Genomic DNA, 19,883 nt, shown 5'->3' on the forward strand with positions numbered 1-19,883 from the left:
GGCGTGCAGGGGCGGCTCGGGGGGTCCGGTCGGGCGGTCGAGCGGTCGGGCGGTCGGGCGGTCGCAACCCCCCGCTCACGTCCGCCGAGCGGTCGCAAACCGTCGCCTGGCGGCGGCGCAGCCGACGGTTCCTGGCCACTGGGGGCAGGCCGGGCGGGGTGTCCTGACCGACGGGCGAGGCGCCGTGGACGCGCCCAGTCGGCCTGGAGGCCGCCGGGCCTCCAGGCCGCGAGGCCGTCCGGTCGCAACCCCCCGCTCACGTCCGCCGGGCGGTCGCAAAGCGGCGGCTGGCGGCGGCGCAGCCGACTGTTCCCGACCACTCAGCGCAGGCCGGGCAGGGTGTCCTGACCAGCCGGCGAGGCGCCGTGGACGCGCCCACAGTCGGCCTGGAGGCACGGCGCGGGCCCGCCACGGGCCTCCAGGCCGCCACCCGCCCGGTCGCAACCCCCCGCTCACGTCCGCCGGGCGGTCGCGAAAGGTCGGCTGGCGGCGGCGCAGCCGACGGTTCCTGACCACTCAGCGCAGGCAGGGCGGGGCGTCCTGACCAGCCGGCGGGCGGGCGGGCGGGCAGGGCGGGCGCCGCGCTCAGCCGCGGATGCGGAAGGCGTCGCCGTCGCGCTCGACGGTCAGGCCTTCGTACCCGTGGACCCGGTGCAGACCGGCCGTCACCGGGTGCTCGAGGGGTCCGACGACGACCGTGGTCGCGCCGGAGGCGATGGCGGACTCGAGTCCGGCGGGGGCGTCCTCGAACGCCACGCAGTCGGTCGGGTCGACGCCGAGCATGGCAGCTCCGCGCAGGTAGCCGTCGGGGTGGGGCTTGCCGTGCGCGACGTCCTCAGAGGGCACGAACGCCTCAGGCACGGCGAACCCGGCGGCCGCCATCCGGCCCGCGGCGAGGTCACGCGGGGCGCTCGTCACGAGGGCCACCGGGACACCGAGTTCGACGAGTCGCTGCACGAAGGCGACGGCTCCGGGGATCTCGAGGATGCCCTCGGTGCTCGCGGTCTCCTCGGCGACGAGCTCCGCCGCGATCCGCTGCTGCTCGGCCAGGGGCAGGTCGGGCAGGAAGCGCCGCAGGGTGTCGATCGCCTGCCGTCCGTGCGAGAACGCGAGGATCTCGTCGGGGTCGATGCCGTTCGCGTTCCCGAACCGGGTCCAGGTCGCCTCGACCACCGCGGTCGAGTCGACGAGGGTCCCGTCCATGTCGAAGAGGACCCCGGACGCCACGATGTCGATCACGCGCCCGACCCTAGCCCACGGGCGTCAGCGCGCCCCCGGCGGCCGCGCGGGCGGGGTCAGCGCGCCCGGACGAACCGGGTGAGCAGCACGCCGCCGGCGCCGAGCAGCACGTGCGCCGGTCGCATCCGCCGGAGTTCCGGCGAGGACCCCCGGGCGATGCGCGGCCCCGCCCCGCCCTCGAGCGACGGGTCGATCGTCAGGGTCAGCTCGTCGACGGCGTCCGCGGCGATGAGTGCTCCGAGGAACGACGGCCCGCCCTCGCAGTGGATCGTCCCGAGGCCACGGCCCGCCAACAGCCCACGGATCCGTCCGGCGTCCACCGAGTCCGGGTCGTCGTCCGCGCTGCACGCGACGACGTCCGCGACCCCGGCGAGCGCCCGGGCCTTCGACGACGCAGCCGCCGTCGCCGAGGTCAGGACGATCGGGCGCACCGGCGCCTCGGTGAACACCCGCGACGTCGGGTCGAGCGACAGCGACCCGGTGACGATCGCGAACACGGGGTGGTCCGGCTTGCCGTGGGCCCGCCGCCAGGCGACGTCGGTGTCGTGCAGGACCATCGGCCCGTAGCCCTCGTCGCGGACCGTGCCGGCGGCGACGAGCACGACGTCGGCCACCCGCCGGAGCAGGTCGAAGACGCGCAGGTCGTCGTCACCGCCGAGCGACCCGGACACCCCGGCGGCCGAGGCCGAACCGTCCAGCGTCGCGACGAAGTTCACGCGGAGCCAGGGATCCCCGGCGTCGGCGGTGTAGAGCTCGAGCAGGTCGTCGTCGGACAGGTCCGCGATCGACGGGGGCAGGACGTTCACGTGTTGTGCCTCGATTCCACGGGGGTGCGCCATCCGAGCGTGGCCTCGACCATGCGCATCGCGTCGACGCTCTCGGCGACGTCGTGCATGCGGACGATCCGGGCGCCGAGCATCGCGCTCACGGTCGCCACGGCGAGCGATCCGGAGAGCCGTTCACCGCGGGGGCGCCCGAGCGACTCCCCCACGAAGTCCTTGTTGGACACCGCGGCGAGGACCGGGTAGCCGAGCGCGACGACCTCGGGCAGTCGACGGGTGAGCTCGAGGGTGTGCACGGTGTTCTTGTGCAGGTCGTGACCCGGGTCGACGATGATCCGCGATTCGGGGATGCCCGCGGCGAGCGCCCGGTCGACCCGTTCGCGCAGGAACGCGACGACCTCGCCCGCGATGTCGCCGTACTGCGGCGGCGCCGGCAGGGGCTGTCGGGGTTCGGCGAGCGAGTGCGTGATGACGACGGTGGCGTCGGAGTCGGCGACCACGGCGGCCATCCGCGGGTCGGACAGGCCGGTGGTGTCGTTGACGACGGTCGCGCCAGCTGCGATCGCCGCCGCGGCGACCTCGGGACGGAAGGTGTCGACGCTGATGACGACGTCGGACTGCTGGGCGAGCTGCTCGACGACGGGCACGACGCGGTCGATCTCGTCGGAGGCGGGCAGCTCCGGACCGGGGGCGAACTTCACGCCGCCGATGTCGACCCAGTCGGCGCCCTGCTCGGCGGCGCGCACCGAGGCGGCGACGGCCCGGTCGAGCTCGAAGGTGGCGCCGCGGTCGTGGAACGAGTCGGGGGTCCGGTTCACGATCGCCATCACGGCGATGCGGTGGTCGAAGTCGATGGTGCGGCGGCCGAACGTCCGGACCGGGTGGCGCAGGTCCGGCACGACCCAGCCGGGTCCGGCCGTGCCGTCGGGGAGGCCCGTCATGCGTCCGCCCCGGCACCCGCGTCGGGCCCGGCGTCGGTCCCACGCCCCGCGCCGATGAGCGCGATCGCCTCGGCCCGTCCAGCGGTGTCGGCCAGCGAACCGGTCGCCGCCACCGTCACGGTCGTCGAACCGGTCTGGCGCTCCCCACGCGTCGTGACGCACTGGTGCTGCGCGTCGAGGACCACCAGGACGCCCTCGGCGCCGAGCCCCTCGGCGATCGTCGCGGCGACCTGTTCGCCGAGCCGCTCCTGCAGCTGCGGGCGGGAGGCCACCGCGTCGAGCACCCGTGCCAGCGTGCCGAGCCCGATGAGGCGGTCACCCGGCGCGTACGCCAGGTGCGCGACCCCGAGGAACGGCAGCAGGTGGTGCTCGCAGACGGAACGGAACTTCACGTCGCGGACGATGACGAGCCGTCCGCGCTCACCGTCCTCGGCGTGCACGGTGCCGTCCCGGGCGATGGCGACCGCGTCGGTGCCGATCCCGGAGAAGAACTCGGCGTACGAGTCGGCGACACGGGCGGGGGTGCGGGTGAGTTCCGGGCGGTCGGGATCCTCGCCGATGGCGAGCAGCAGCTCGCGGACGGCGGCCTCGACACGGGCGCGGTCCATGGGTGACGTCACCCGCTCATCCAACACCAGCCATGGCCGGAGAACGCGGGCAGACGCCCAGCGCGAGGTGTGCGATCCGCGTGGAACGGGCCTCCCGGCTGTCACAACCTGTGAGACCGGTGTGACACGCCCGAAACCCAGCGTCCTTTAAACTCTCGTGGTGAGCGCCCCGCAGACCGACACCACGCCCCGGAACCGCTTCGCGACCGGCCTCGATCGATTCTTCTCCATCACGCAACGCGGATCGTCGATCCCCCGCGAGGTCCGCGGTGGCCTCGTCTCGTTCGTGACGATGGCGTACATCGTCATCCTGAACCCCCTCATCCTCGGCGGGTTCAGCGCCGACCAGGCCGCCAAGGACGTCAGCGGCGGATGGCTCGAGAACGCTCAGGTGGCCGCGGCGACCGGCCTCGTCGCCGGCGTCATGACCATCGCGATGGGCATCATCGCGAACCTGCCGTTCGGCATCGCCGCGGGGCTCGGGATCAACTCGTTCCTCGCCGTCAGCGTCGTGCACCAGGTCACCTGGGCCGAGGCGATGGGCCTGGTCGTCATCAACGGTGTGATCATCGTGATCCTCGCGTTGACCGGCATCCGGACGATGATCTTCACCGCCGTCCCGGCGCAGCTCAAGGCCGCGATCACGGTCGGCATCGGCCTGTTCATCGCGTTCATCGGCCTCGTCGACTCCGGCTTCGTTCGGTCCTCCGGGCTCGCGTCGCCGCCGCTGCAGCTCGGCGAGGACGGCTCCGTCGGCGCCCTGCCGACCATCGTGTTCCTGATCGGCCTGATCATCATCGGCACGCTCATGGCCCGCCGGGTCAAGGGAGCGCTGCTCATCGGCATCGTCGCGACCACGATCATCGCGATCATCCTGCAGGCGATCTTCCAGGTGCCGACCTCGGTCGACTCGAAGACCGGCTGGAACCTCAACGCCCCCGGCCTGCCGAGCGCACTGTTCGCCGTGCCGGACCTGTCGCTCGTCGGCCACGCCGACGTCTTCGGTGCCTTCACCCGCATCGGCCCGCTCGCCGCGTCGATGCTCGTCTTCACCCTGGTCTTCACGAACTTCTTCGACGCCATGGGCACCATGACCGGTCTCGCCAAGGCCGCCGGTGTCGCGAAGCCCGACGGCACGTTCCCCCGCCTGAAGTCGGCGCTCGTCGTCGAGGGCGTCGGCGCGATCGCCGGTGGTGGCGCGTCGGTGTCGTCGAACACCGTCTTCATCGACTCGGCCTCCGGCATCGGCGAGGGCGCCCGCACGGGCATGGCCTCGGTCGTCACCGGACTGCTGTTCCTGGCGTCGATGTTCCTCACGCCGCTCACCCAGGTCGTCCCGCTCGAGGTCGCCGCCGCCGGGCTCGTCGTCGTCGGTGCGCTCATGGTCGCGCAGGTCGCGGACATCTCGTGGTCGGACTTCGGCTCGGCCCTGCCGGCGTTCCTGACGATCGTCGTCATGCCGCTGACCTACTCGATCGCGAACGGCATCGGCGCCGGCTTCATCAGCTGGGTGCTCATCAAGCTGCTGTCCGGCCGTGGCCGTGAGGTCTCGTGGCTGCTCTACGTCGTCGCCGCGGGCTTCCTGCTGTACTTCGCGCGGGGGCCGCTGGAGGCGCTGCTCGGCGTCGGCTGAGGCGTTGGCCGGGCGGGGCCTGTCACAAGACGCCGTCGTGTCATCGAGACGCCGCCGATTCCGGCGGCGTCTCGACGTTTCTGGGGCGTCTCCGCAAGATGCCGGCGTCTTCCGCAGGCGCGGCCGCCGCGTCGGCCTGGAGGCCCGGGGTCAGTCCGGCAGGTCGCTCGGCGTGGCCTCGTGGTGGCGCTGGTCCTGGGTGCGACGGTCTTCCTTCATGCCCGCCTCGAACAGGTGGCGACGGCCCTGCACGAGCTCGTCGCGCGCCGTGCGCTCGAGCTCCTTGGCGAGGGCGTAGTAGCCGTCGTCGTAGTCCTCGACGATCTGGAACGTCCAGCGGCCCGCGATGACGTTCCGGCCCACGAGCTCGGTGTCGATGCGCTCGGCGAGTTCGGTGTGCCCGGCCTTCCGCAGCTGCTCGACCGCCTCACCGAGGTTCAGGTCAGCGGTGCCGGTCAGTCGGTGGAACCCGTAGAGCAGGCCGCGGGCGTGCTCGATGACCTCGACCGCGGCTGACAGGCTGCCGAGCGCCTCGACCGTGGCCTCGGACACCCCCTCGGGAACCTGGTGCTGCGCGTCGGGGCCCTGTGCGTCGTTCGTCATGGGTCCCGTCTACACGAGGGCTGCTGCGTCGTTCGAGGGGTTCGCCCACGACCCGCCGGGGTCGGCCGCCGGTGGTTGCGACGTCGGAGGTCGACACCTACCATTCGAACACACGTTCGAATGAGGAGACCCGATGATGATCACCGACACGGCCGCCACGGTGTGGTGGGCCGAGGGCACGCCGACCCGGCTGGTGTGGGCCGGACGGCGCTGGCGGGTGAGCGACACCCCCACGCGGCTGACCGTGACGCGCGCTGAACTGCCCACCGCGATCACCCATGCGCCCGAACGCACCGTGGGCTGGCGGTTCCAGGCGACCAGCGACGACGACGGCGAGGCCCTGGTGGTCGACATCGTGCCGCAGGGCACAGGCTGGGGCGTGGCCCGGACGTGGACGTGAGCGGCCCGGACCGCTACCGTCCGGACATGGAAAGGTGGGTGGCGCTGCTGCGCGGCGTCAACGTGAACGGCATCACGATCCGGAGCGCCGAGCTCACGGAGCTCTTCCGAGGGCTCGGGTTCGACGACGTCCGCACCGTGCTCGCCTCGGGCAACGTCGTGTTCTCCGCCGACGTGCCCGCCGAGCAGCTCAAGACGTCGATCGAGCAGGGGCTGCGCGACCGCTTCGGGTACGACGCCTGGATCGTGCTCGTCCGGCACGACGCCCTCGCGGCCGTGGTCGACGGTTTCCCCTTCGCGCGTGCCGACGAACGGCACGACTACGTCGTGTTCGCGTCCGACGACGGTGCGCTCGACGCGTTGGTCGGGGACCTCGAACTCGACGAGTCGGTCGAGCGGGTCGCCCGCGGGAACGGGGTCGTCTACTGGTCCTGCCCGAAGGGTTCGAGCACCGACACCGTGTTCGCCAAGCGGGCCGGAGCCGCACGCTTCAAGCGCACGACGACGACCCGCAACACGAACACCCTGCGGAAGCTCCTGTGATGCTCGGCACGCTGCACCACGTCGAGCTCCGCACCGCCGACCTCGACACCGCCGCCGGGTCCTGGGGCTGGCTGCTCGGCGAACTCGGCTACGAACCGTTCCAGCAGTGGGACCACGGCCGAAGCTGGCGGCTCGGTCCGTTGTACGTCGTCCTCGAATCAGCGCCACTGGACGGCGACCACGACCGGCGCCGCCCGGGGCTCAGCCACCTGGCGTTCCACGCCGGTGCTGCCGAGACCGTGGAGCGGCTCTGGGCCGAGGCTCCCGGTCACGGCTGGGCACGCCTGTACGAGGACCGACACCCGTTCGCCGGTGGCCCGGAGCACCACGCGGCCTTCCTGGAGGACGCCGAGCGGTTCAAGGTGGAGCTCGTCGCCAGCTGACGGTGCCGCCGACGCCGGTGTGGCTCAGGCCTGCGGCGGCTGCCCGTTGCTCGCCATGGTGCCGCCGTCCACCGGCAGGACCGCACCCGTGATGAACGAGGCCGCGTCGCTGGCCAGGAACAGGATCGCCTCGGCGACCTCGGCAGAGCGACCCCCGCGGCCGAGGGCGATGCGCTCGGTGAACTTCGACTGCAGGGCCTCGTCCTCCGCCTGCTCCTGGGTCAGGTCGGTCCAGATGAGTCCCGGAGCGACGGCGTTCACGCGGACGCCGAACTGGCCGTTGTCGAGGGCAGCGGCCTTGGTGAAGTTCGTCACGCCACCCTTCGCCGCGTTGTAGGGGCTCATCCGCCAGTCGGCGTCCTCACCGGAGACCGACGACGTGTTGACGATCGACCCCTTCGTCTCGCGCAGGAACGGCAGGGCCGCCCGGGTGCCGTAGAACACACCGGACAGGTCGGTCTCGATGACCCGGCGCCACTCGGCCGTGCTGATGTCGGTGATGTCGCCCGAGCTGAAGGTCCCGGCGTTGTTCACCAGGACGTCGAGCCGATCGAAGCGGTCGATCGCCGCCGAGACGACGGTCTCCCAGTCCTCCGGGCTCGCCACGTCGGCGTGCAGGGCGACGACCCGGTGCGTCGGCAGGGAGTCACCCACCGCGCGGACCTTCTCCTCGACGCTGTCGGTCAGCACGACAGACGCGCCCTCGTCGATGAACGCCCGCACCGTCGCTTCACCGATACCGGACCCCGCGCCCGTGACGATCGCGACCTTGCCCTCGAACCGGTTGCCCATGATGTCTCCTCTCGTTGCACGAACCGTGCCCGGGGAGACGCCATCGACCCGAGGGGCACGGCAGACCACGGTGCCCCTGACCGACTGGACGCGTTCGGAGGCGCCGGGAACGACCCGTGGATGCACGTCGCCCCGGCACCGCGAGGCGGAACCGGGGCGACGTGCGACTGCGGCGCAGGGTCTGGCGTCAGCCGGTCGAGTCGTCGAGGTCGAAGTCGCGCTCCAGGGAGATCGTCGGGATCGACGCGGTGATGACCGAGCCGTCCGCCCGCAGCGTGCCCTGGATGTCGCTCGTGGTCGGGGCGTGCCCGGACATCCGCGGCCCGTGGTGCGGCAGCGGCACCACGGTGGGCTCCCCCGCCTCGATGTCCCACTGCTGGTTGTGCACCCACACCGTGAAGCCCGAACCGGTCTCGACCGTGAGGGTCATGGCTTCCTGCTCGAGGTCGACCCGGACCCGCGACCCGCGCACCGTCAGACGGTAGGACAGACGGTCCCAGTGCTTCGGCAACCGCGGGTTGAAGGTCATCCGACCGCCGTGGTCACGCATGCCACCGAACCCGTTGACGACGGCACCCCAGATGCCACCGGTCGACGCGATGTGCACGCCGTCCGAGGTGTTGCCGTGCAGGTCCGCCAGGTCGACGTAGAGCGCGGTCTGGAAGTACTGGTCGGCGAGGTCGTGGTACCCGACCTCGGCAGCCATGATCGACTGCACGACCGCGGACAGCGTCGAGTCACCGGTGGTGAGCGCGTCGTAGTAGTCGAAGTCGCGACGCTTCTCGGCCGCCGTGAACTCGTGCCCCTGCAGGAACAGCGCGAGCACGACGTCGGCCTGCTTGAGCACCTGGAACCGGTAGATCACCAGCGGGTGGTAGTGGAGCAGCAGCGGGCGCTTGGACTCGGGGGTGTTCTCGAGGTCCCAGAGTTCCTTGTCGAGGAACTGGGCGTCCTGCGGGTGGATGCCGCGGTGCGGGTCGAACGGGATCTCCATCGACTCGGCGGCGTGCTCCCACTCGACGAGCTCGTCCGGCTGCAGACCGGTCCGGCGCACCATGCGGTCGTACTCTTCGGCGTCGTCGGCGGCGAGCTCGCGGCAGGCGTTCACGGCGAACCACAGGTTCGCCCGCGCCATCACGTTCGTGTAGAGGTTGTCGTCGACGACGGTCGTGTACTCGTCCGGCCCGGTGACACCGTCGATGTGGAACTTCTTGTCGCCGTTGGACCGCCAGAACCCGAGGTCGGCCCAGAGCCGGGCGGTCTCGACGAGCACGTCGATGGCGCCGCGCTTCAGGAACTCGCGGTCGCCCGAGGCCCGCACGTACTGCATGAGCGCATGCGAGATGTCGGCATCGATGTGGTACTGCGCGGTGCCGGCGGCGTAGTACGCGCTGGACTCTTCACCGTTGATCGTCCGCCACGGGAACAGGGCGCCGCGCTGGTTCAGCTCGCGGGCCCGAGCCCGTGCCGCGTCGAGCATGTTGTAGCGGAAGCGCAGGGCGTTCCGGGCGACGATCGGCGCCGTGTACGACAGGAACGGCAGGACGTAGATCTCCATGTCCCAGAAGTAGTGGCCGCCGTAGCCGGAGCCGGTGACGCCCTTCGCGGCGATGCCGTGGCCGTCGGTGCGGGCGGTGGCCTGCGCGAGCTGGAAGAGGTTCCAGCGGACGGCCTGCTGGATCGCGGGCTGACCGGCGATCTCGACGTCGCTGCGCGCCCAGTAGTCGTCGAGCCAGTCGCGCTGCTTCGCGAAGGTCTCGTCGACGTTCTCGGCGTGCGCGCGGTCGAGCGTGCGGTCGCACCGGTCGGCGAGCTCGCGCACGGGCACCCCGCGGGAGGTGTGGTAGACCACGTGCTTCACGAGCCGGATGGGCTGCCCCGCGCGGGCCTGCACCCGGTAGACGTGCTTCGCCAGGTCGTCCTCGATCGACGACGACTCGTCCCAGCTGTTCTCGGTCTCGATGTGGTGCTCGACGCCGACGCAGATCGTCATGCCCGAGCTGGACGCCTGGTACCCGAGGACCGAACGGCCGCCGGTGCTGCGCTTGAGCTTCGGCACGAGCACCCGCTCGGTGAACGACTCGGCCTTGCGGGGGTCGAAGGCGTTCGCCGCGGCGCGCATGCCGGCGTGGTACTCGTCCTGCACGTCCTGGCGGTTGAGGATCTGGCTGGACAGCAGGATCGAGGCGTCCGCGTCGAGCACGGTGACCTCGTAGTCGATGACGGCGAGGTGCCGGTCGGTGAACGACACGAGTCGACGTGCCCGGATGAGCACCCGCTTGCCGGACGGCGTCGACCACTCGGTCTCGCGGAACAGGTAGCCGTCGCGGAACTCCAGCCGGCGGGTGTGCCGGAGGATGTCGGCCTCGGCCAGCACGAGCGGCTCGTCGTCGACGTAGAGGCGGATGACCTTGGCGTCGGGCGCGTTGATGATCGTCTGCCCGGTCTTCGCGAAGCCGAAGGCGTCTTCCGCGTGCCGGATCGGCCAGGTCTCGTGGAACCCGTTGATGTACGTGCCGTACTGCACGCCGCCACGGCCTTCGTCGAGGTTGCCGCGCAGGCCGAGGTACCCGTTGCCGACGGCGAAGTTCGTCTCGGCGACGCCCTGCTCGTCGGGGGTGTACTCGGTCTCGACGAGAGCCCACTCGTCGATCGGGTAGCGGACGCGGTCGAGGGGGTCCGAGGTGATGGGGTTCATGCTGCTCCGTGGGAAGGGAGGGAGATGGGTGCGTCGGTGCGGCCGGCAGGCAGGGAGTGTCCGGCCGGGTGGCCTACGTCGTGCTGGTGGCTGGTGCGGGCAGCTCGTCGATGAGTTCGGCGAGGTCGGACACCACGACGTCGGCACCGTGCTCGCGCAGGGCGTCCGCCCCGGCGCCGCGGTCGACACCGACGACGAGACCGAACGAACCGTTGCGGCCGGCTTCGACCCCGCTGGTGGCGTCCTCGACCACGACGCACTCGGCGGCGGTGAGCCCGAACCGGGTCGCCGCGTCGAGGTAGGTGTCGGGCGCGGGCTTGCCGGTCAGGCCGTCCTGGCGCGCGACGAGCCCGTCGACGACGACCGGGAACCGGTCGAGGATGCCCGCCGTCCGGAGCACCGAGGTGGCGTTCGCCGAGCTCGAGACGACCGCGACGGACAGGCCGGCGGCGATCGCGGCGGTCAGGAACCGCAGCGAACCCGGGTAGGGCTCGACGCCGTGCTCGTCGAGCTCGGCGGTGAACTCCGCGTTCTTCCGGTTGCCGAGCCCGCACACCGTGTCGGTGTCGGGCGCGTCGTCGGGGGTGCCCTGCGGCAGGTCGATGCCGCGCGACTCGAGCAGCGAGCGCACGCCGTCGTAGCGGGGCTTGCCGTCGATGGAGGTGAAGTAGTCCTGCTCGGTGTACGGCGCGACCCCGTGCGCTTCGAGGTACGGCGTGAACAGTCGGCTCCAGGCCCGCATGTGGACGTCGGCGGTCGGGGTGAGCACGCCGTCGAGGTCGAACAGGAGCGCTCGCTGGTCACTGAGTCGCGCGGGCGTGCGCTGGTCCTGCGTCGTCATCTGCGGTCCTCCGGGGACTGGTGGTGGACGTGTGGCTCCCGACGAGTCTAGGACCGCTCCAGTCCGGACGTTCCGACGCGCCGCACCCTGTGGAGAGAGTTCACCGGCCGCTCCGCTGTGCAGGGAGGACCCCCACCACGGCGCACCTGTGACGCCTCTGATACGCACCCCGGCACGCTGACCCGGACGAAAGGCACCACCATGACCAGCGACACCACGGCCGCACCCCACGACGGCACGCAGTCGAAGCTCCGCCAGGCGATCACCGGCCCGCTGCTGTTCCTCTTCATCCTCGGGGACGTGCTCGGCGCCGGCATCTACGCCCTGATGGGGACGCTGGCGAAGGACGTCGGCGGCGCGCTCTGGGCACCGCTCGTCCTCGCGCTGCTGCTGGCCCTGCTCACCGCGGGCTCCTACGCCGAACTCGTGACGAAGTACCCGAAGGCCGGCGGCGCCGCGGTCTTCGCCGAACGCGCCTACAAGGCGCCCATCGTCTCGTTCCTGGTCGGGTTCAGCATGCTCGCCGCCGGCGTCACGAGCGCCGCCGGCCTGTCGCTCGCCTTCGCCGGCGACTACCTCGGCACGTTCGTCGACCTGCCGCCCGTGCCCACCGCGATCGTCTTCCTCGCCCTGATCGCCTGCCTGAACGCCCGCGGCATCTCCGACTCGCTCAAGAGCAACGTCGTGATGACGATCATCGAGGTGTCCGGTCTCGTCATCGTGATCGTCGTCGTGGCCGTGATGCTCGGCGGTGGCGGTGGTGACGTCTCCCGGATCGGCGCGTTCCCGTCCGAGGCGAACCCGGCCCTGGCGACCCTGAGCGCCGCGATCGTCGCCTACTACTCGTTCGTCGGCTTCGAGACGTCCGCCAACATCGCGGAGGAGGTCCGCGACCCCCGCCGCGTCTACCCGAAGGCCCTGTTCGGCGCCCTCGCCACGGCCGGCGTCGTCTACGTCCTCGTCGCCCTCGCCAGCGCGATCGCCCTGCCCGCTTCGGAGCTGTCCGAGTCCAGCGGCCCGCTGCTCGCGGTCGTCTCCGCCACCGGCGTCCCGATCCCCGACTGGGTCTTCAGCCTCATCGCCCTGGTCGCCGTCGCGAACGGCGCGCTGCTCACGATGATCATGTCGAGCCGCGTGACCTACGGCATGGCCGAGCAGCGGCTCCTGCCCGCCCTGCTCGCGAAGGTCCTGCCGAACCGCAAGACCCCGTGGACCGCCATCGTCGCCACCACGATCGTCGCGATGCTCCTGACCCTGGTGGGTGACGTGGGCGTGCTGGCCGAGACCGTCGTGCTCCTGCTGCTCTTCGTGTTCATCAGCACGAACGTCGCCGTCCTGGTGCTCCGCCGCGACCACGTCGAGCACGACCACTTCCGGGTCTGGACGTTCGTCCCGGTGCTCGGGGTGCTGTCGTGCATCCTGCTGCTGACGCAGCAGAGCGGTCAGGTCTGGCTCTACGCCGCGATCCTGCTCGCCGTCGGCGTGGTCCTGTACTTCGTCGCCCGGTTCACCGGGCGCCGTTCCGGACGCGACCACGAGGCGGGCGTGATCCACTGACGGCACGTCCCACGGGCCTCCAGGCAGACCGTCTGGAGGCCCGTGGTGCGTCCGCCGGTCCGCCCGCGTGATCAGCGCAGGTCGCGCACCCAGGCCTCGATCGCGTCCGAGATCTGCTGGCGGGCATCAGCACGGCTGATGGTCGCCGTGCGGTCGCCCGGCTGGTCGCCGTAGGCACCGAAGTCGGCGTGGTTCGACCCCTGGATCTCGGTCATGGTGGCGGTCGACGGCAGCTTGTCCCGCGCGGCGTCGACCTTGGCCGGGGTCGAGAGTCCGTCACGCGAACCGGAGACGCTCAGCACGTCGATGTACGAGCGGCTGACGTCGTTCGCGCAGTAGCTGCCGAGCAGCAGCAGGCCGTCGGCGTCCTGGGCGAGCTGGCACGCGCGGACCCCGCCGAGGGAGTGCCCGCCGACCCCCCAGCGTGTGACCGAGGGGGCGTGGGCCTCGAACGTGGCGAGTGGCCGGGTGTCGAAGAACGCGAGGTTCAGCGTCGGCTTCGTGATGACCACCGTCGTGCCGTTGGCGACCACCTGCCGGAACGTGGCCATGTAGGCGTACGGATCGACCTTCGCGCCGGGGATGAAGACGATCCCGACCCCGTCGGCCTGGCCGGTCGGGGTCATCACCACCGAGTCTCCGGCGTCCCGGACCGCGATCCGGTCGTCGCGCCAGACCTGCAGGGCGGCGCTGCGGGTGCCCTGCATCACGATGTGCGCCCAGACGAGGAACACCACCGCGATCAGGACGACGACGGCGACGATCCAGGTGGTCCAGCGCAGCGCTCGGTTCATGTGGCCACCGTACGGCGCATACGGACGGCGGCGTTCGCTTCGTGAGCAGGAATGGTCGGGTGCGACGTGCACACCCGACCATTCCTGCTCACGATGTCGCCCGGGAAGGGCGACCGGGACGCGCTACTTGATGGCGGCGCGGATCTCGGCGGCTGCTGCGCCGACGTCCGAGGCGCTGTAGATCGCGCTGCCGGCGACGGCGATGCGGGCACCGGCCTCCTGCACCGAGGCGACGGAGGACGCGTTCACGCCGCCCGCGATCGAGAACGGGACGCCCGAGTCCTTGCCGGCGTCGAGAAGGGTCGAGAACGTGAAGCCCTCTTCGGCCTGCTCGTCGAGCCCGGCGTGGACCTCGACGAACTCGGCGCCGAGTGCGACGACCTCGCGGGCACGGGCGGCCTTGTCGGAGACGCCGATCAGGTCGACGACGATGCCCTTGCCGTGCTTCTTCGCGGCCTTGACGGCACCGACGATCGTCGAGTCGCCGGCGACACCGAGGACGGTGACCAGGTCGGCACCGGCCGAGAAGGCGATGTCGGCCTCGAGCTCACCGGCGTCCATGGTCTTGAGGTCGGCGAACACGATCTTGTCGGGGTGTGCTTCCTTGATCGCGGTGACGGCGGACAGGCCGGCGCTCTTGATCAGGGGCGTGCCGAGCTCGAGGACGTCGACGTGCGGCGCGGCCGCGGCGGCGAGCTCGAGGGCGGCTTCGGTGGTCAGGGTGTCCATGGCGAACTGGAGCTGCATGGGTGTGCCTTTCATTCGAGGTTGGCGTGACGGGGCCAGAGGTCGTCGGCGGACTGCCCGCCTCGGGCCCACAGGGCGTGGAACACGGCGTCGCCCACCAGGGCGACGGCCTGTTCGAAGAGGCTGCCGGCGTACTGGGCCGAGGCCGTGCCGGAGCGGTCGGTCTTCGTCGCGGCGGGCAGCACGACCGTGACGTCCGCCAGCTCGGAGAGCGGGGAGTCGTCGGTGGTCGAGAGCGCCACGACGGCGGCACCGACCTCGTGCGCGGTGCGTGCGGCCTGCACGATGCCGGTGGTCGTGCCGGAGCCGCTCGCGACGAGGAGCAGGTCGCCCGGTCGGATGGCCGGGGTGGTGACCTCGCCGACGACGTGCGCGTCGAGCCCGAGGTGCATGAGGCGCATCGCGGTCATGCGGAGGGCGAGTCCGGAGCGGCCGGCGCCGTGGACGAACACCCGGTCGGCGCCCTCGATCAGGTCGAGTGCGCGCTGGGCCGGGGCGTCGTCGAGGCGGGCTGCCAGGTCGCCGACCTCGCGGACGACCAGGTCGAGCGCTGCGGAGACGGTGGTTGCTGCCATGCCCTCGATCCTTCCGTCGCACGCCCCGGCACGCCGCTACCCGCCCCGGCAGGGGCCCCATCCCATCGGGTGGGCCCGTCCGCTCGGGTGGGACGGGTACGGTCGCGTCCATGGACGCATCGGTCGACACCCTGGAGGCCCGGGGCGGCTCCGCCATCCGGCTCGCGGCCGCCGAGCACGCCCGCACGGTCGCCGAGCAGGCGGACCGGCACGCGCTGACACTCGAGTCCGTCCTCGCCGTGCTCCGGTCGTCGCGGGTCACCGACGCGGCCGCCCGGGCCGAGGCCGTCGAGATCGCCTCGGCCGCCCTCGTCGACCTGCGCACCGTGACCGATCAGCAGCGGAGCACCCTGCTCGAACCCGTCACCGGCGCGTTCTCGCGGTTGCGCGCTGACCTGCGGCCGCTCGTGCGCTTCGGGGACCTCGACGTGCAGTTCGTCGAGCCGCCGGCCACCGGCCGTGCGCTCCCGGGGGACGTCGCCCACGCGGCCCGGGCGATCGTCCGGACCGCGGTGCTCGCCCTGGTCGACGACGGTGCGGCGAAGCGGGTGCGCATCCAGTGGGACTGCGACGGCCGGAACCTGCTCATGCAGCTCCGCGACGACGGCTCCGGCACGCTCGACGTGCACGACGACGCCATGCGGCCGATCGCGGAGCGGGTCGTCACGCTCGACGGGCGGGTGCAGGTCGCGAGCACGCCCGGCTGGGGGTCCGTGCTCGACATCTCACTGCCGCTCGACCCGCGGCCGACCGAGGTGGACGCGGTCGACGACGGCGACCTGACCCCGCGGGAGCGCGACGTCCTGCGGCTCGTGGCGACCGGTGTCGGCAACCGGGAGATCGCCGAGGGACTCGGCATCAGCGTCAACACCGTGAAGTACCACGTGGCGAACCTGCTCCGGAAGCACGGTGCCCGGACCCGGGCCGAGCTCGCGGCGTTCAGCTCCCGGGCGTGAACCGACGGGACCGCGACGAGGCGTCCCGACGAGACCGCGACAACGGGTACCGACGGTCGAGCGCGGGCTCGACGACGGTCGCCATCAGGAACTGGGAGAGCAGCCGCCCACCCGCCCAGTAGATGGGGATGACGAAGATCGCGGCACCCGGCCAGATGCGCGAACCGATGAGCGCCAGGGTGCCGAGCGTCACGACGATGCCGACACCGGAGTACAGGTACTGCCAGCCGCGCGAAGCAGCGTCGCGCTGCGCCTGCTCGCGCTCGGCGCGCTCGTCGAGACCGCGCACCCCCGGGTCGAGCGACGCCGGCTCCTCGGTGGCGAACAGGTCGCGCACGGGGACCTCGAGGGCCGTGGCCACCGCGGACAGCGACTCGAGGCTCGCGTCGTTGCCGCTCTCCATCCGTTGCACCGTCCGCACGGCGATGCCGCTCGTCTCGGCCAGTCGTTCCTGGGTCCAGCCCCGCAGTCGTCGGAGTTCACCGATCCGCATCTCGTTCATGTCCTGAACAGTAGGGAACCGCGGAACGGCGCACCACGACAGGGACCCGCCACCCACACGACAGTTCCCCGACAGCGCCCCGCCAGGGCGGCGGCCCCTTACGCTCCGGGGGCGAAGCGGTACCCCATGCCGGACTCCGTCACCAGGTACCGCGGGTGCGCGGGGTCGGGCTCGAGCTTCCGCCGCAGCTGCGCCATGTACAGCCGCAGGTACCCGGAGTCGTTGCCGTGCGTCGGCCCCCAGACCTCGGTCAACAGCATCTCGCGGGTCATCAGGCGGTCGGGGTTCGTGACCAGGACCTCGAGCAGGCGCCACTCGGTGGGCGTCAGGCGGATCGCGGGGCCCTCGGCCGGGGTGACCTGCTTCGCGACGAGGTCCACGAGCAGCGGTCCGATCGCGATCGTCGGGGTCTCCTCCGACGCCACCACCCGCCGCCGTCCGAGTGCCCGCAGCCGGGCGAGGAGCTCGTCCATCTGGAACGGCTTCGTCACGTAGTCGTCGGCACCGGCGTCGAGCGCGTCGACCTTGTCGGACGAGTCGGTGCGCCCGGAGAGCACGAGGACCGGCACCTGCGACCAGGCCCGGACGCCCTCGAGCACGCCGATGCCGTCGAGGCGGGGCATGCCGAGGTCGAGCAGCACCAGGTCGGGGCGCTCGGTGATGACGGCGTCGATCGCCTCGCGCCCGTCCCGAGCCGTGACGACGTCGTACCCGCGCGCCGAGAGCGTCACCGAGAGCGCGCGGACGAGCTGTGCGTCGTCGTCAGCGATCAGGACCTTCATCGGATCTCCACTCCCACGTGCCCGGCGATCGGCAGCCGCACCACGACGGTGAGCCCACCGCCCGGGGTGTCGTCGACCTCGATCGTGCCGCCCATGCCCTCGGTGAACCCGCGCGCCAGGGCCAGGCCGAGCCCGAGGCCGGTCTCGTTGTCGGTGTCACCGAGTCGCTGGAACGGCTGGAACACCTCGTCGCGGCGGTCCTCGGGGATGCCGGGGCCGTGGTCGGCGACGCGCAGCTCCACCCCGCCGGCGAACGCGCTCGCGGCGACCCGGACGTGGGTGCCGTCCGGGGCGTACCGGGCGGCGTTGGCGAGCAGGTTCACGACGACGCGCTGCAGCAGGACCGGGTCGGCGAGCACCGGTGGCAGATCCGCGGGCAGGTCGAGGTCGACGTCGTCCGGGCCGAGCTCCAGCTCGTCGAGGGCGGGGGCGACCACCGTCTCGAGCGCGATCGCCGCCGGGGTGACCGCGAGGACACCGGCCTGGACCCGGCTGACGTCCAACAGGTCTGCCAACAGCACCGCCAGCTGACCGAGGCTCTCGTCGGCGGTCGCGAGCAGCGCCTCCCGGTCGGCCCCGGACAGGTCGATGTCGGACGCACGCAGCGTCTGCACGGCGGCGGAGGCCGCGGCGATGGGGCGGCGCACGTCGTGGCCGACGGCCGCGAGCAGCGCGCTCCGGACCCGGTCGGCGGCGGCGATGCGCTCGGCGCCGACGGCGGTGCGTGTCAGCTCGCGGTGCTCGACGGCGGCGTCGAGCTGCTGCTCGACGACCCGCAGCAGCCGGCGCTGGGTCGGGTCGTCGGGCGCGCCGGCGAACTCGAGCACGGCACCGGACGCCAGCGTCGTCGACGCGTCCGGCGTCGTGCCGAACTCGCCGGAGGTCGCCGGCACCTCGTCACCCTGGCGGATCCGGACGCCGGCGAAGCCGAAGGCCTCCCGTGTGCGATCGAGCAGTGCCTGCAGGGCGTCGTCGCCGCGGAGCACGCTGCCGGCGATGCCCATCAGGAGCCCGGACTCCGCCGAGGCCCGACGGGCAGCACGCGACCGCCGGGCGGACCGGTCGACCACGAAGCTGACCAGCACCGCACTGATCACGTACATGACCAGGGCGAACAGGTGCCACGGCTGCTGGACGGTGACCATGTAGAGGGGTTGCACGAAGAAGTAGTCGAGGCTCAGCCCGGACAGCACGGCCGTGAAGACCGCCGGCCACATCCCGCCCACGAGCGCCACGACCAGGACGAGCAGCTGGTACGCCAGCACGTCCACCGTGATGGCGTCCGGGTCGCTGCCGATCGACAGCACCCAGGTGAGCAGCGGCCCGACCAGGACCGACAGCACGAACGCGGCGACCACCCGGCCGCGGGACAGGCTGCCGCCGAGCTTGGGCAGGGTGATCCCGCCGCCGGCGCGCTCGTGCGTGACGACGTGCACGTCGATGTCGCCGGACTCGCGGATCACGGTGTTGCCGATCCCCGGACCGGTCATGGCGGCCGCGAGCCGGCTGCGGCGGCTGACCCCGATCACGATCTGGGTGGCGTCGATCGACCGCGCGAACCGCACCAGCGTGCTCGGCACGTCGTCGCCGACGACCTGGTGGTACGTGCCACCGAGCTGCTCGAGCAGGGTCCGCTGCTTGCCGAGCGCGCCGGGGTGCCGGACGCGCAGGCCGTCGTTCGTCGTCACGTGCACGGCGGCGAGTTCCCCACCGGCGCTGCGGGCGGCGATGCGGGCGCCGCGGCGCAGCAGGGTCTCGCCCTCGGGGCCACCGGTCAGGGCGACGAGCACGCGCTCCCGGGTCTCCCACCGGTGCTCGATGCCGTGCTCGGCGCGGTAGGCCTTGAGCGCGTCGTCGACCTCGTCGGCCAGCCAGAGCAGGGCGATCTCGCGCAGTGCGGTGAGGTTGCCGAGGCGGAAGTAGTTCGACAGCGCGGCGTCGATCCGGGCCGCCGGGTAGACGAGCCCGTCGGAGAGCCGTTCGCGCAGCGCTGCCGGGGCCAGGTCGACGACCTCGATCTGGTCGGCCGCACGCACCACGGCGTCGGGGACGGTCTCGCGCTGCACGGTGCCGGTGATCTCGCGGACCACGTCGCCGAGGGACTGCATGTGCTGCACGTTGACGGTCGAGATGACGTCGATGCCGGCGTCCCGCAGCGCTTCGACGTCCTGCCAGCGCTTCTCGTTCGGGCTCCCCGGGGCGTTCGTGTGCGCGAGTTCGTCGACCAGCGCGACCTCGGGCGCCCGGGCGATGACGGCGTCGAGGTCGAGGTCGTCGAGGTCGACTCCGCGGTGCGAGACGGTGCGCCGGGGCACGACCTCGAGCCCGTTCACCAGTGCTGCGGTGGCGGCGCGCTCGTGCGTCTCGACGACGGCGACGACCACGTCGCGACCCTCGTCGAGCAAGCGACGCCCCTCTTCGAGCATCGTGTAGGTCTTGCCGACACCGGGCGCCGCACCGAGCAGGACCCGCAGCTTCCCGCGCTTCACGTGCTCATCCTCTCGCGTG

General features: G+C 72.0%; 20 protein-coding genes. 6 read left to right on the forward strand and 14 right to left on the reverse strand.

The annotated features are described in order from the left end of the window. Window positions 1–585: 585 nt before the first annotated feature. Genes FFG40_RS02160 through folE form a run of 4 tightly spaced genes read right to left on the reverse strand, consistent with a single transcriptional unit; the run spans window position 586 to window position 3,570 of the window. Complete coding sequence (locus FFG40_RS02160; RefSeq protein ID WP_138802083.1) at window positions 586–1,239, reverse strand: HAD-IA family hydrolase; 654 nt, start codon at window positions 1,237–1,239, stop codon at window positions 586–588. Between the two features lie 56 nt (window positions 1,240–1,295). After that, on the reverse strand, window positions 1,296–2,045 hold the full coding sequence (locus tag FFG40_RS02165) for a pyrimidine reductase family protein (RefSeq protein WP_260678767.1): 750 nt from the start codon (window positions 2,043–2,045) through the stop codon (window positions 1,296–1,298). Next, a complete protein-coding gene (folP, locus tag FFG40_RS02170; protein ID WP_138802085.1) occupies window positions 2,042–2,962 on the reverse strand; it encodes a dihydropteroate synthase in 921 nt (306 codons plus the stop codon). The genes FFG40_RS02165 and folP overlap by 4 nt, the downstream gene beginning before the upstream one ends. After that, the gene (gene folE / locus FFG40_RS02175; RefSeq protein ID WP_138803395.1) at window positions 2,959–3,570 is read right to left on the reverse strand and encodes a GTP cyclohydrolase I; all 612 of its coding nucleotides are present in this window, start codon (window positions 3,568–3,570) and stop codon (window positions 2,959–2,961) included. The genes folP and folE overlap by 4 nt, the downstream gene beginning before the upstream one ends. Window positions 3,571–3,727: 157 nt before the next feature. Between folE and FFG40_RS02180 the strand changes: the two genes are divergently transcribed. Next, a complete protein-coding gene (locus tag FFG40_RS02180; RefSeq protein ID WP_027466783.1) occupies window positions 3,728–5,203 on the forward strand; it encodes an NCS2 family permease in 1,476 nt (491 codons plus the stop codon). A 150-nt stretch (window positions 5,204–5,353) separates the two neighbouring features. Here FFG40_RS02180 and FFG40_RS02185 read toward each other — a convergent pair whose 3' ends face one another. After that, window positions 5,354–5,806: a hypothetical protein gene (locus FFG40_RS02185; protein ID WP_017887957.1), complete on the reverse strand. Its 453-nt coding sequence runs from the start codon at window positions 5,804–5,806 to the stop codon at window positions 5,354–5,356. Between the two features lie 133 nt (window positions 5,807–5,939). Between FFG40_RS02185 and FFG40_RS02190 the strand changes: the two genes are divergently transcribed. Genes FFG40_RS02190 through FFG40_RS02200 form a run of 3 tightly spaced genes read left to right on the forward strand, consistent with a single transcriptional unit; the run spans window position 5,940 to window position 7,131 of the window. Next, on the forward strand, window positions 5,940–6,206 hold the full coding sequence (locus tag FFG40_RS02190) for a hypothetical protein (RefSeq protein WP_138802086.1): 267 nt from the start codon (window positions 5,940–5,942) through the stop codon (window positions 6,204–6,206). Between the two features lie 26 nt (window positions 6,207–6,232). Continuing rightward, window positions 6,233–6,748, forward strand: a complete 516-nt coding sequence (locus tag FFG40_RS02195; protein ID WP_138802087.1) for a DUF1697 domain-containing protein — start codon at window positions 6,233–6,235, stop codon at window positions 6,746–6,748. After that, window positions 6,748–7,131, forward strand: a complete 384-nt coding sequence (locus tag FFG40_RS02200) for a VOC family protein (protein ID WP_138802088.1) — start codon at window positions 6,748–6,750, stop codon at window positions 7,129–7,131. Before FFG40_RS02195 ends, FFG40_RS02200 begins: the two co-directional genes overlap by 1 nt. Window positions 7,132–7,155: 24 nt before the next feature. On the opposite strand, the gene FFG40_RS02205 is transcribed toward FFG40_RS02200, so the two are convergent. From FFG40_RS02205 to FFG40_RS02215, 3 genes are all read right to left on the reverse strand, one after another. Then, on the reverse strand, window positions 7,156–7,923 hold the full coding sequence (locus tag FFG40_RS02205) for an SDR family NAD(P)-dependent oxidoreductase (RefSeq protein ID WP_111099607.1): 768 nt from the start codon (window positions 7,921–7,923) through the stop codon (window positions 7,156–7,158). Between the two features lie 187 nt (window positions 7,924–8,110). Continuing rightward, window positions 8,111–10,621, reverse strand: coding sequence for a glycoside hydrolase family 65 protein (locus FFG40_RS02210; RefSeq protein WP_138802089.1), 2,511 nt, complete (start codon window positions 10,619–10,621; stop codon window positions 8,111–8,113). 73 nt (window positions 10,622–10,694) lie between these two features. Beyond that, window positions 10,695–11,462 carry an HAD family phosphatase gene (locus FFG40_RS02215; protein WP_138802090.1) on the reverse strand — a complete coding sequence of 256 codons (768 nt, stop codon included), beginning with the start codon at window positions 11,460–11,462 and terminating at the stop codon, window positions 10,695–10,697. 201 nt (window positions 11,463–11,663) lie between these two features. Between FFG40_RS02215 and FFG40_RS02220 the strand changes: the two genes are divergently transcribed. Further along, window positions 11,664–13,019, forward strand: a complete 1,356-nt coding sequence (locus FFG40_RS02220) for an APC family permease (protein WP_035809271.1) — start codon at window positions 11,664–11,666, stop codon at window positions 13,017–13,019. Window positions 13,020–13,090: 71 nt separating this feature from the next. Here the strand turns inward: FFG40_RS02220 and FFG40_RS02225 are convergent, their stop codons facing one another. From FFG40_RS02225 to hxlB, 3 genes are all read right to left on the reverse strand, one after another. Next, window positions 13,091–13,813, reverse strand: a complete 723-nt coding sequence (locus FFG40_RS02225; protein WP_138802091.1) for an alpha/beta hydrolase — start codon at window positions 13,811–13,813, stop codon at window positions 13,091–13,093. A 123-nt stretch (window positions 13,814–13,936) separates the two neighbouring features. Further along, window positions 13,937–14,560 carry a 3-hexulose-6-phosphate synthase gene (gene hxlA, locus FFG40_RS02230; RefSeq protein WP_071406215.1) on the reverse strand — a complete coding sequence of 208 codons (624 nt, stop codon included), beginning with the start codon at window positions 14,558–14,560 and terminating at the stop codon, window positions 13,937–13,939. An 11-nt stretch (window positions 14,561–14,571) separates the two neighbouring features. Then, on the reverse strand, window positions 14,572–15,135 hold the full coding sequence (gene hxlB, locus FFG40_RS02235; protein WP_138802092.1) for a 6-phospho-3-hexuloisomerase: 564 nt from the start codon (window positions 15,133–15,135) through the stop codon (window positions 14,572–14,574). A gap of 110 nt (window positions 15,136–15,245) precedes the next feature. Here hxlB and FFG40_RS02240 point away from each other — a divergent pair, with 110 nt between their 5' ends. After that, window positions 15,246–16,091 (forward strand): LuxR C-terminal-related transcriptional regulator, encoded by an 846-nt coding sequence (locus tag FFG40_RS02240; protein ID WP_071406217.1) that lies wholly within the window; start codon window positions 15,246–15,248, stop codon window positions 16,089–16,091. Here the strand turns inward: FFG40_RS02240 and FFG40_RS02245 are convergent. The 3 genes from FFG40_RS02245 to FFG40_RS02255 all read right to left on the reverse strand — a co-directional run bounded on the left by FFG40_RS02245 (window position 16,075) and on the right by FFG40_RS02255 (window position 19,864). Continuing rightward, window positions 16,075–16,593 (reverse strand): helix-turn-helix domain-containing protein, encoded by a 519-nt coding sequence (locus FFG40_RS02245; protein ID WP_027466794.1) that lies wholly within the window; start codon window positions 16,591–16,593, stop codon window positions 16,075–16,077. The two genes, FFG40_RS02240 and FFG40_RS02245, sit on opposite strands and share 17 nt — an antisense overlap. Before the next feature lie 98 nt (window positions 16,594–16,691). After that, a complete protein-coding gene (locus FFG40_RS02250; protein WP_027466795.1) occupies window positions 16,692–17,375 on the reverse strand; it encodes a response regulator in 684 nt (227 codons plus the stop codon). Further along, window positions 17,372–19,864: an ATP-binding protein gene (locus FFG40_RS02255; RefSeq protein ID WP_138802093.1), complete on the reverse strand. Its 2,493-nt coding sequence runs from the start codon at window positions 19,862–19,864 to the stop codon at window positions 17,372–17,374. Before FFG40_RS02255 ends, FFG40_RS02250 begins: the two co-directional genes overlap by 4 nt. Between the last annotated feature and the right edge of the window lie 19 nt (window positions 19,865–19,883).

The organism is Curtobacterium sp. KBS0715 (assembly GCF_005938005.2).
GTDB lineage: Bacteria > Actinomycetota > Actinomycetes > Actinomycetales > Microbacteriaceae > Curtobacterium > Curtobacterium flaccumfaciens.

Excerpts from the sequence above, each read along its gene's own strand:
- FFG40_RS02240 (WP_071406217.1), top strand. The coding sequence starts at position 15,246 with ATGGACGCATCGGTCGACACCCTGGAGGCCCGGGGCGGCTCCGCCATC.
- FFG40_RS02245 (WP_027466794.1), bottom strand. The coding sequence starts at position 16,593 with ATGAACGAGATGCGGATCGGTGAACTCCGACGACTGCGGGGCTGGACC.
- FFG40_RS02250 (WP_027466795.1), bottom strand. The coding sequence starts at position 17,375 with ATGAAGGTCCTGATCGCTGACGACGACGCACAGCTCGTCCGCGCGCTC.
- FFG40_RS02205 (WP_111099607.1), bottom strand. The coding sequence starts at position 7,923 with ATGGGCAACCGGTTCGAGGGCAAGGTCGCGATCGTCACGGGCGCGGGG.
- FFG40_RS02215 (WP_138802090.1), bottom strand. The coding sequence starts at position 11,462 with ATGACGACGCAGGACCAGCGCACGCCCGCGCGACTCAGTGACCAGCGA.
- FFG40_RS02185 (WP_017887957.1), bottom strand. The coding sequence starts at position 5,806 with ATGACGAACGACGCACAGGGCCCCGACGCGCAGCACCAGGTTCCCGAG.
- hxlA (WP_071406215.1), bottom strand. The coding sequence starts at position 14,560 with ATGCAGCTCCAGTTCGCCATGGACACCCTGACCACCGAAGCCGCCCTC.
- folE (WP_138803395.1), bottom strand. The coding sequence starts at position 3,570 with ATGGACCGCGCCCGTGTCGAGGCCGCCGTCCGCGAGCTGCTGCTCGCC.
- folP (WP_138802085.1), bottom strand. The coding sequence starts at position 2,962 with ATGACGGGCCTCCCCGACGGCACGGCCGGACCCGGCTGGGTCGTGCCG.
- FFG40_RS02190 (WP_138802086.1), top strand. The coding sequence starts at position 5,940 with ATGATGATCACCGACACGGCCGCCACGGTGTGGTGGGCCGAGGGCACG.
- FFG40_RS02225 (WP_138802091.1), bottom strand. The coding sequence starts at position 13,813 with ATGAACCGAGCGCTGCGCTGGACCACCTGGATCGTCGCCGTCGTCGTC.
- FFG40_RS02200 (WP_138802088.1), top strand. The coding sequence starts at position 6,748 with ATGCTCGGCACGCTGCACCACGTCGAGCTCCGCACCGCCGACCTCGAC.
- hxlB (WP_138802092.1), bottom strand. The coding sequence starts at position 15,135 with ATGGCAGCAACCACCGTCTCCGCAGCGCTCGACCTGGTCGTCCGCGAG.
- FFG40_RS02220 (WP_035809271.1), top strand. The coding sequence starts at position 11,664 with ATGACCAGCGACACCACGGCCGCACCCCACGACGGCACGCAGTCGAAG.
- FFG40_RS02195 (WP_138802087.1), top strand. The coding sequence starts at position 6,233 with ATGGAAAGGTGGGTGGCGCTGCTGCGCGGCGTCAACGTGAACGGCATC.
- FFG40_RS02210 (WP_138802089.1), bottom strand. The coding sequence starts at position 10,621 with ATGAACCCCATCACCTCGGACCCCCTCGACCGCGTCCGCTACCCGATC.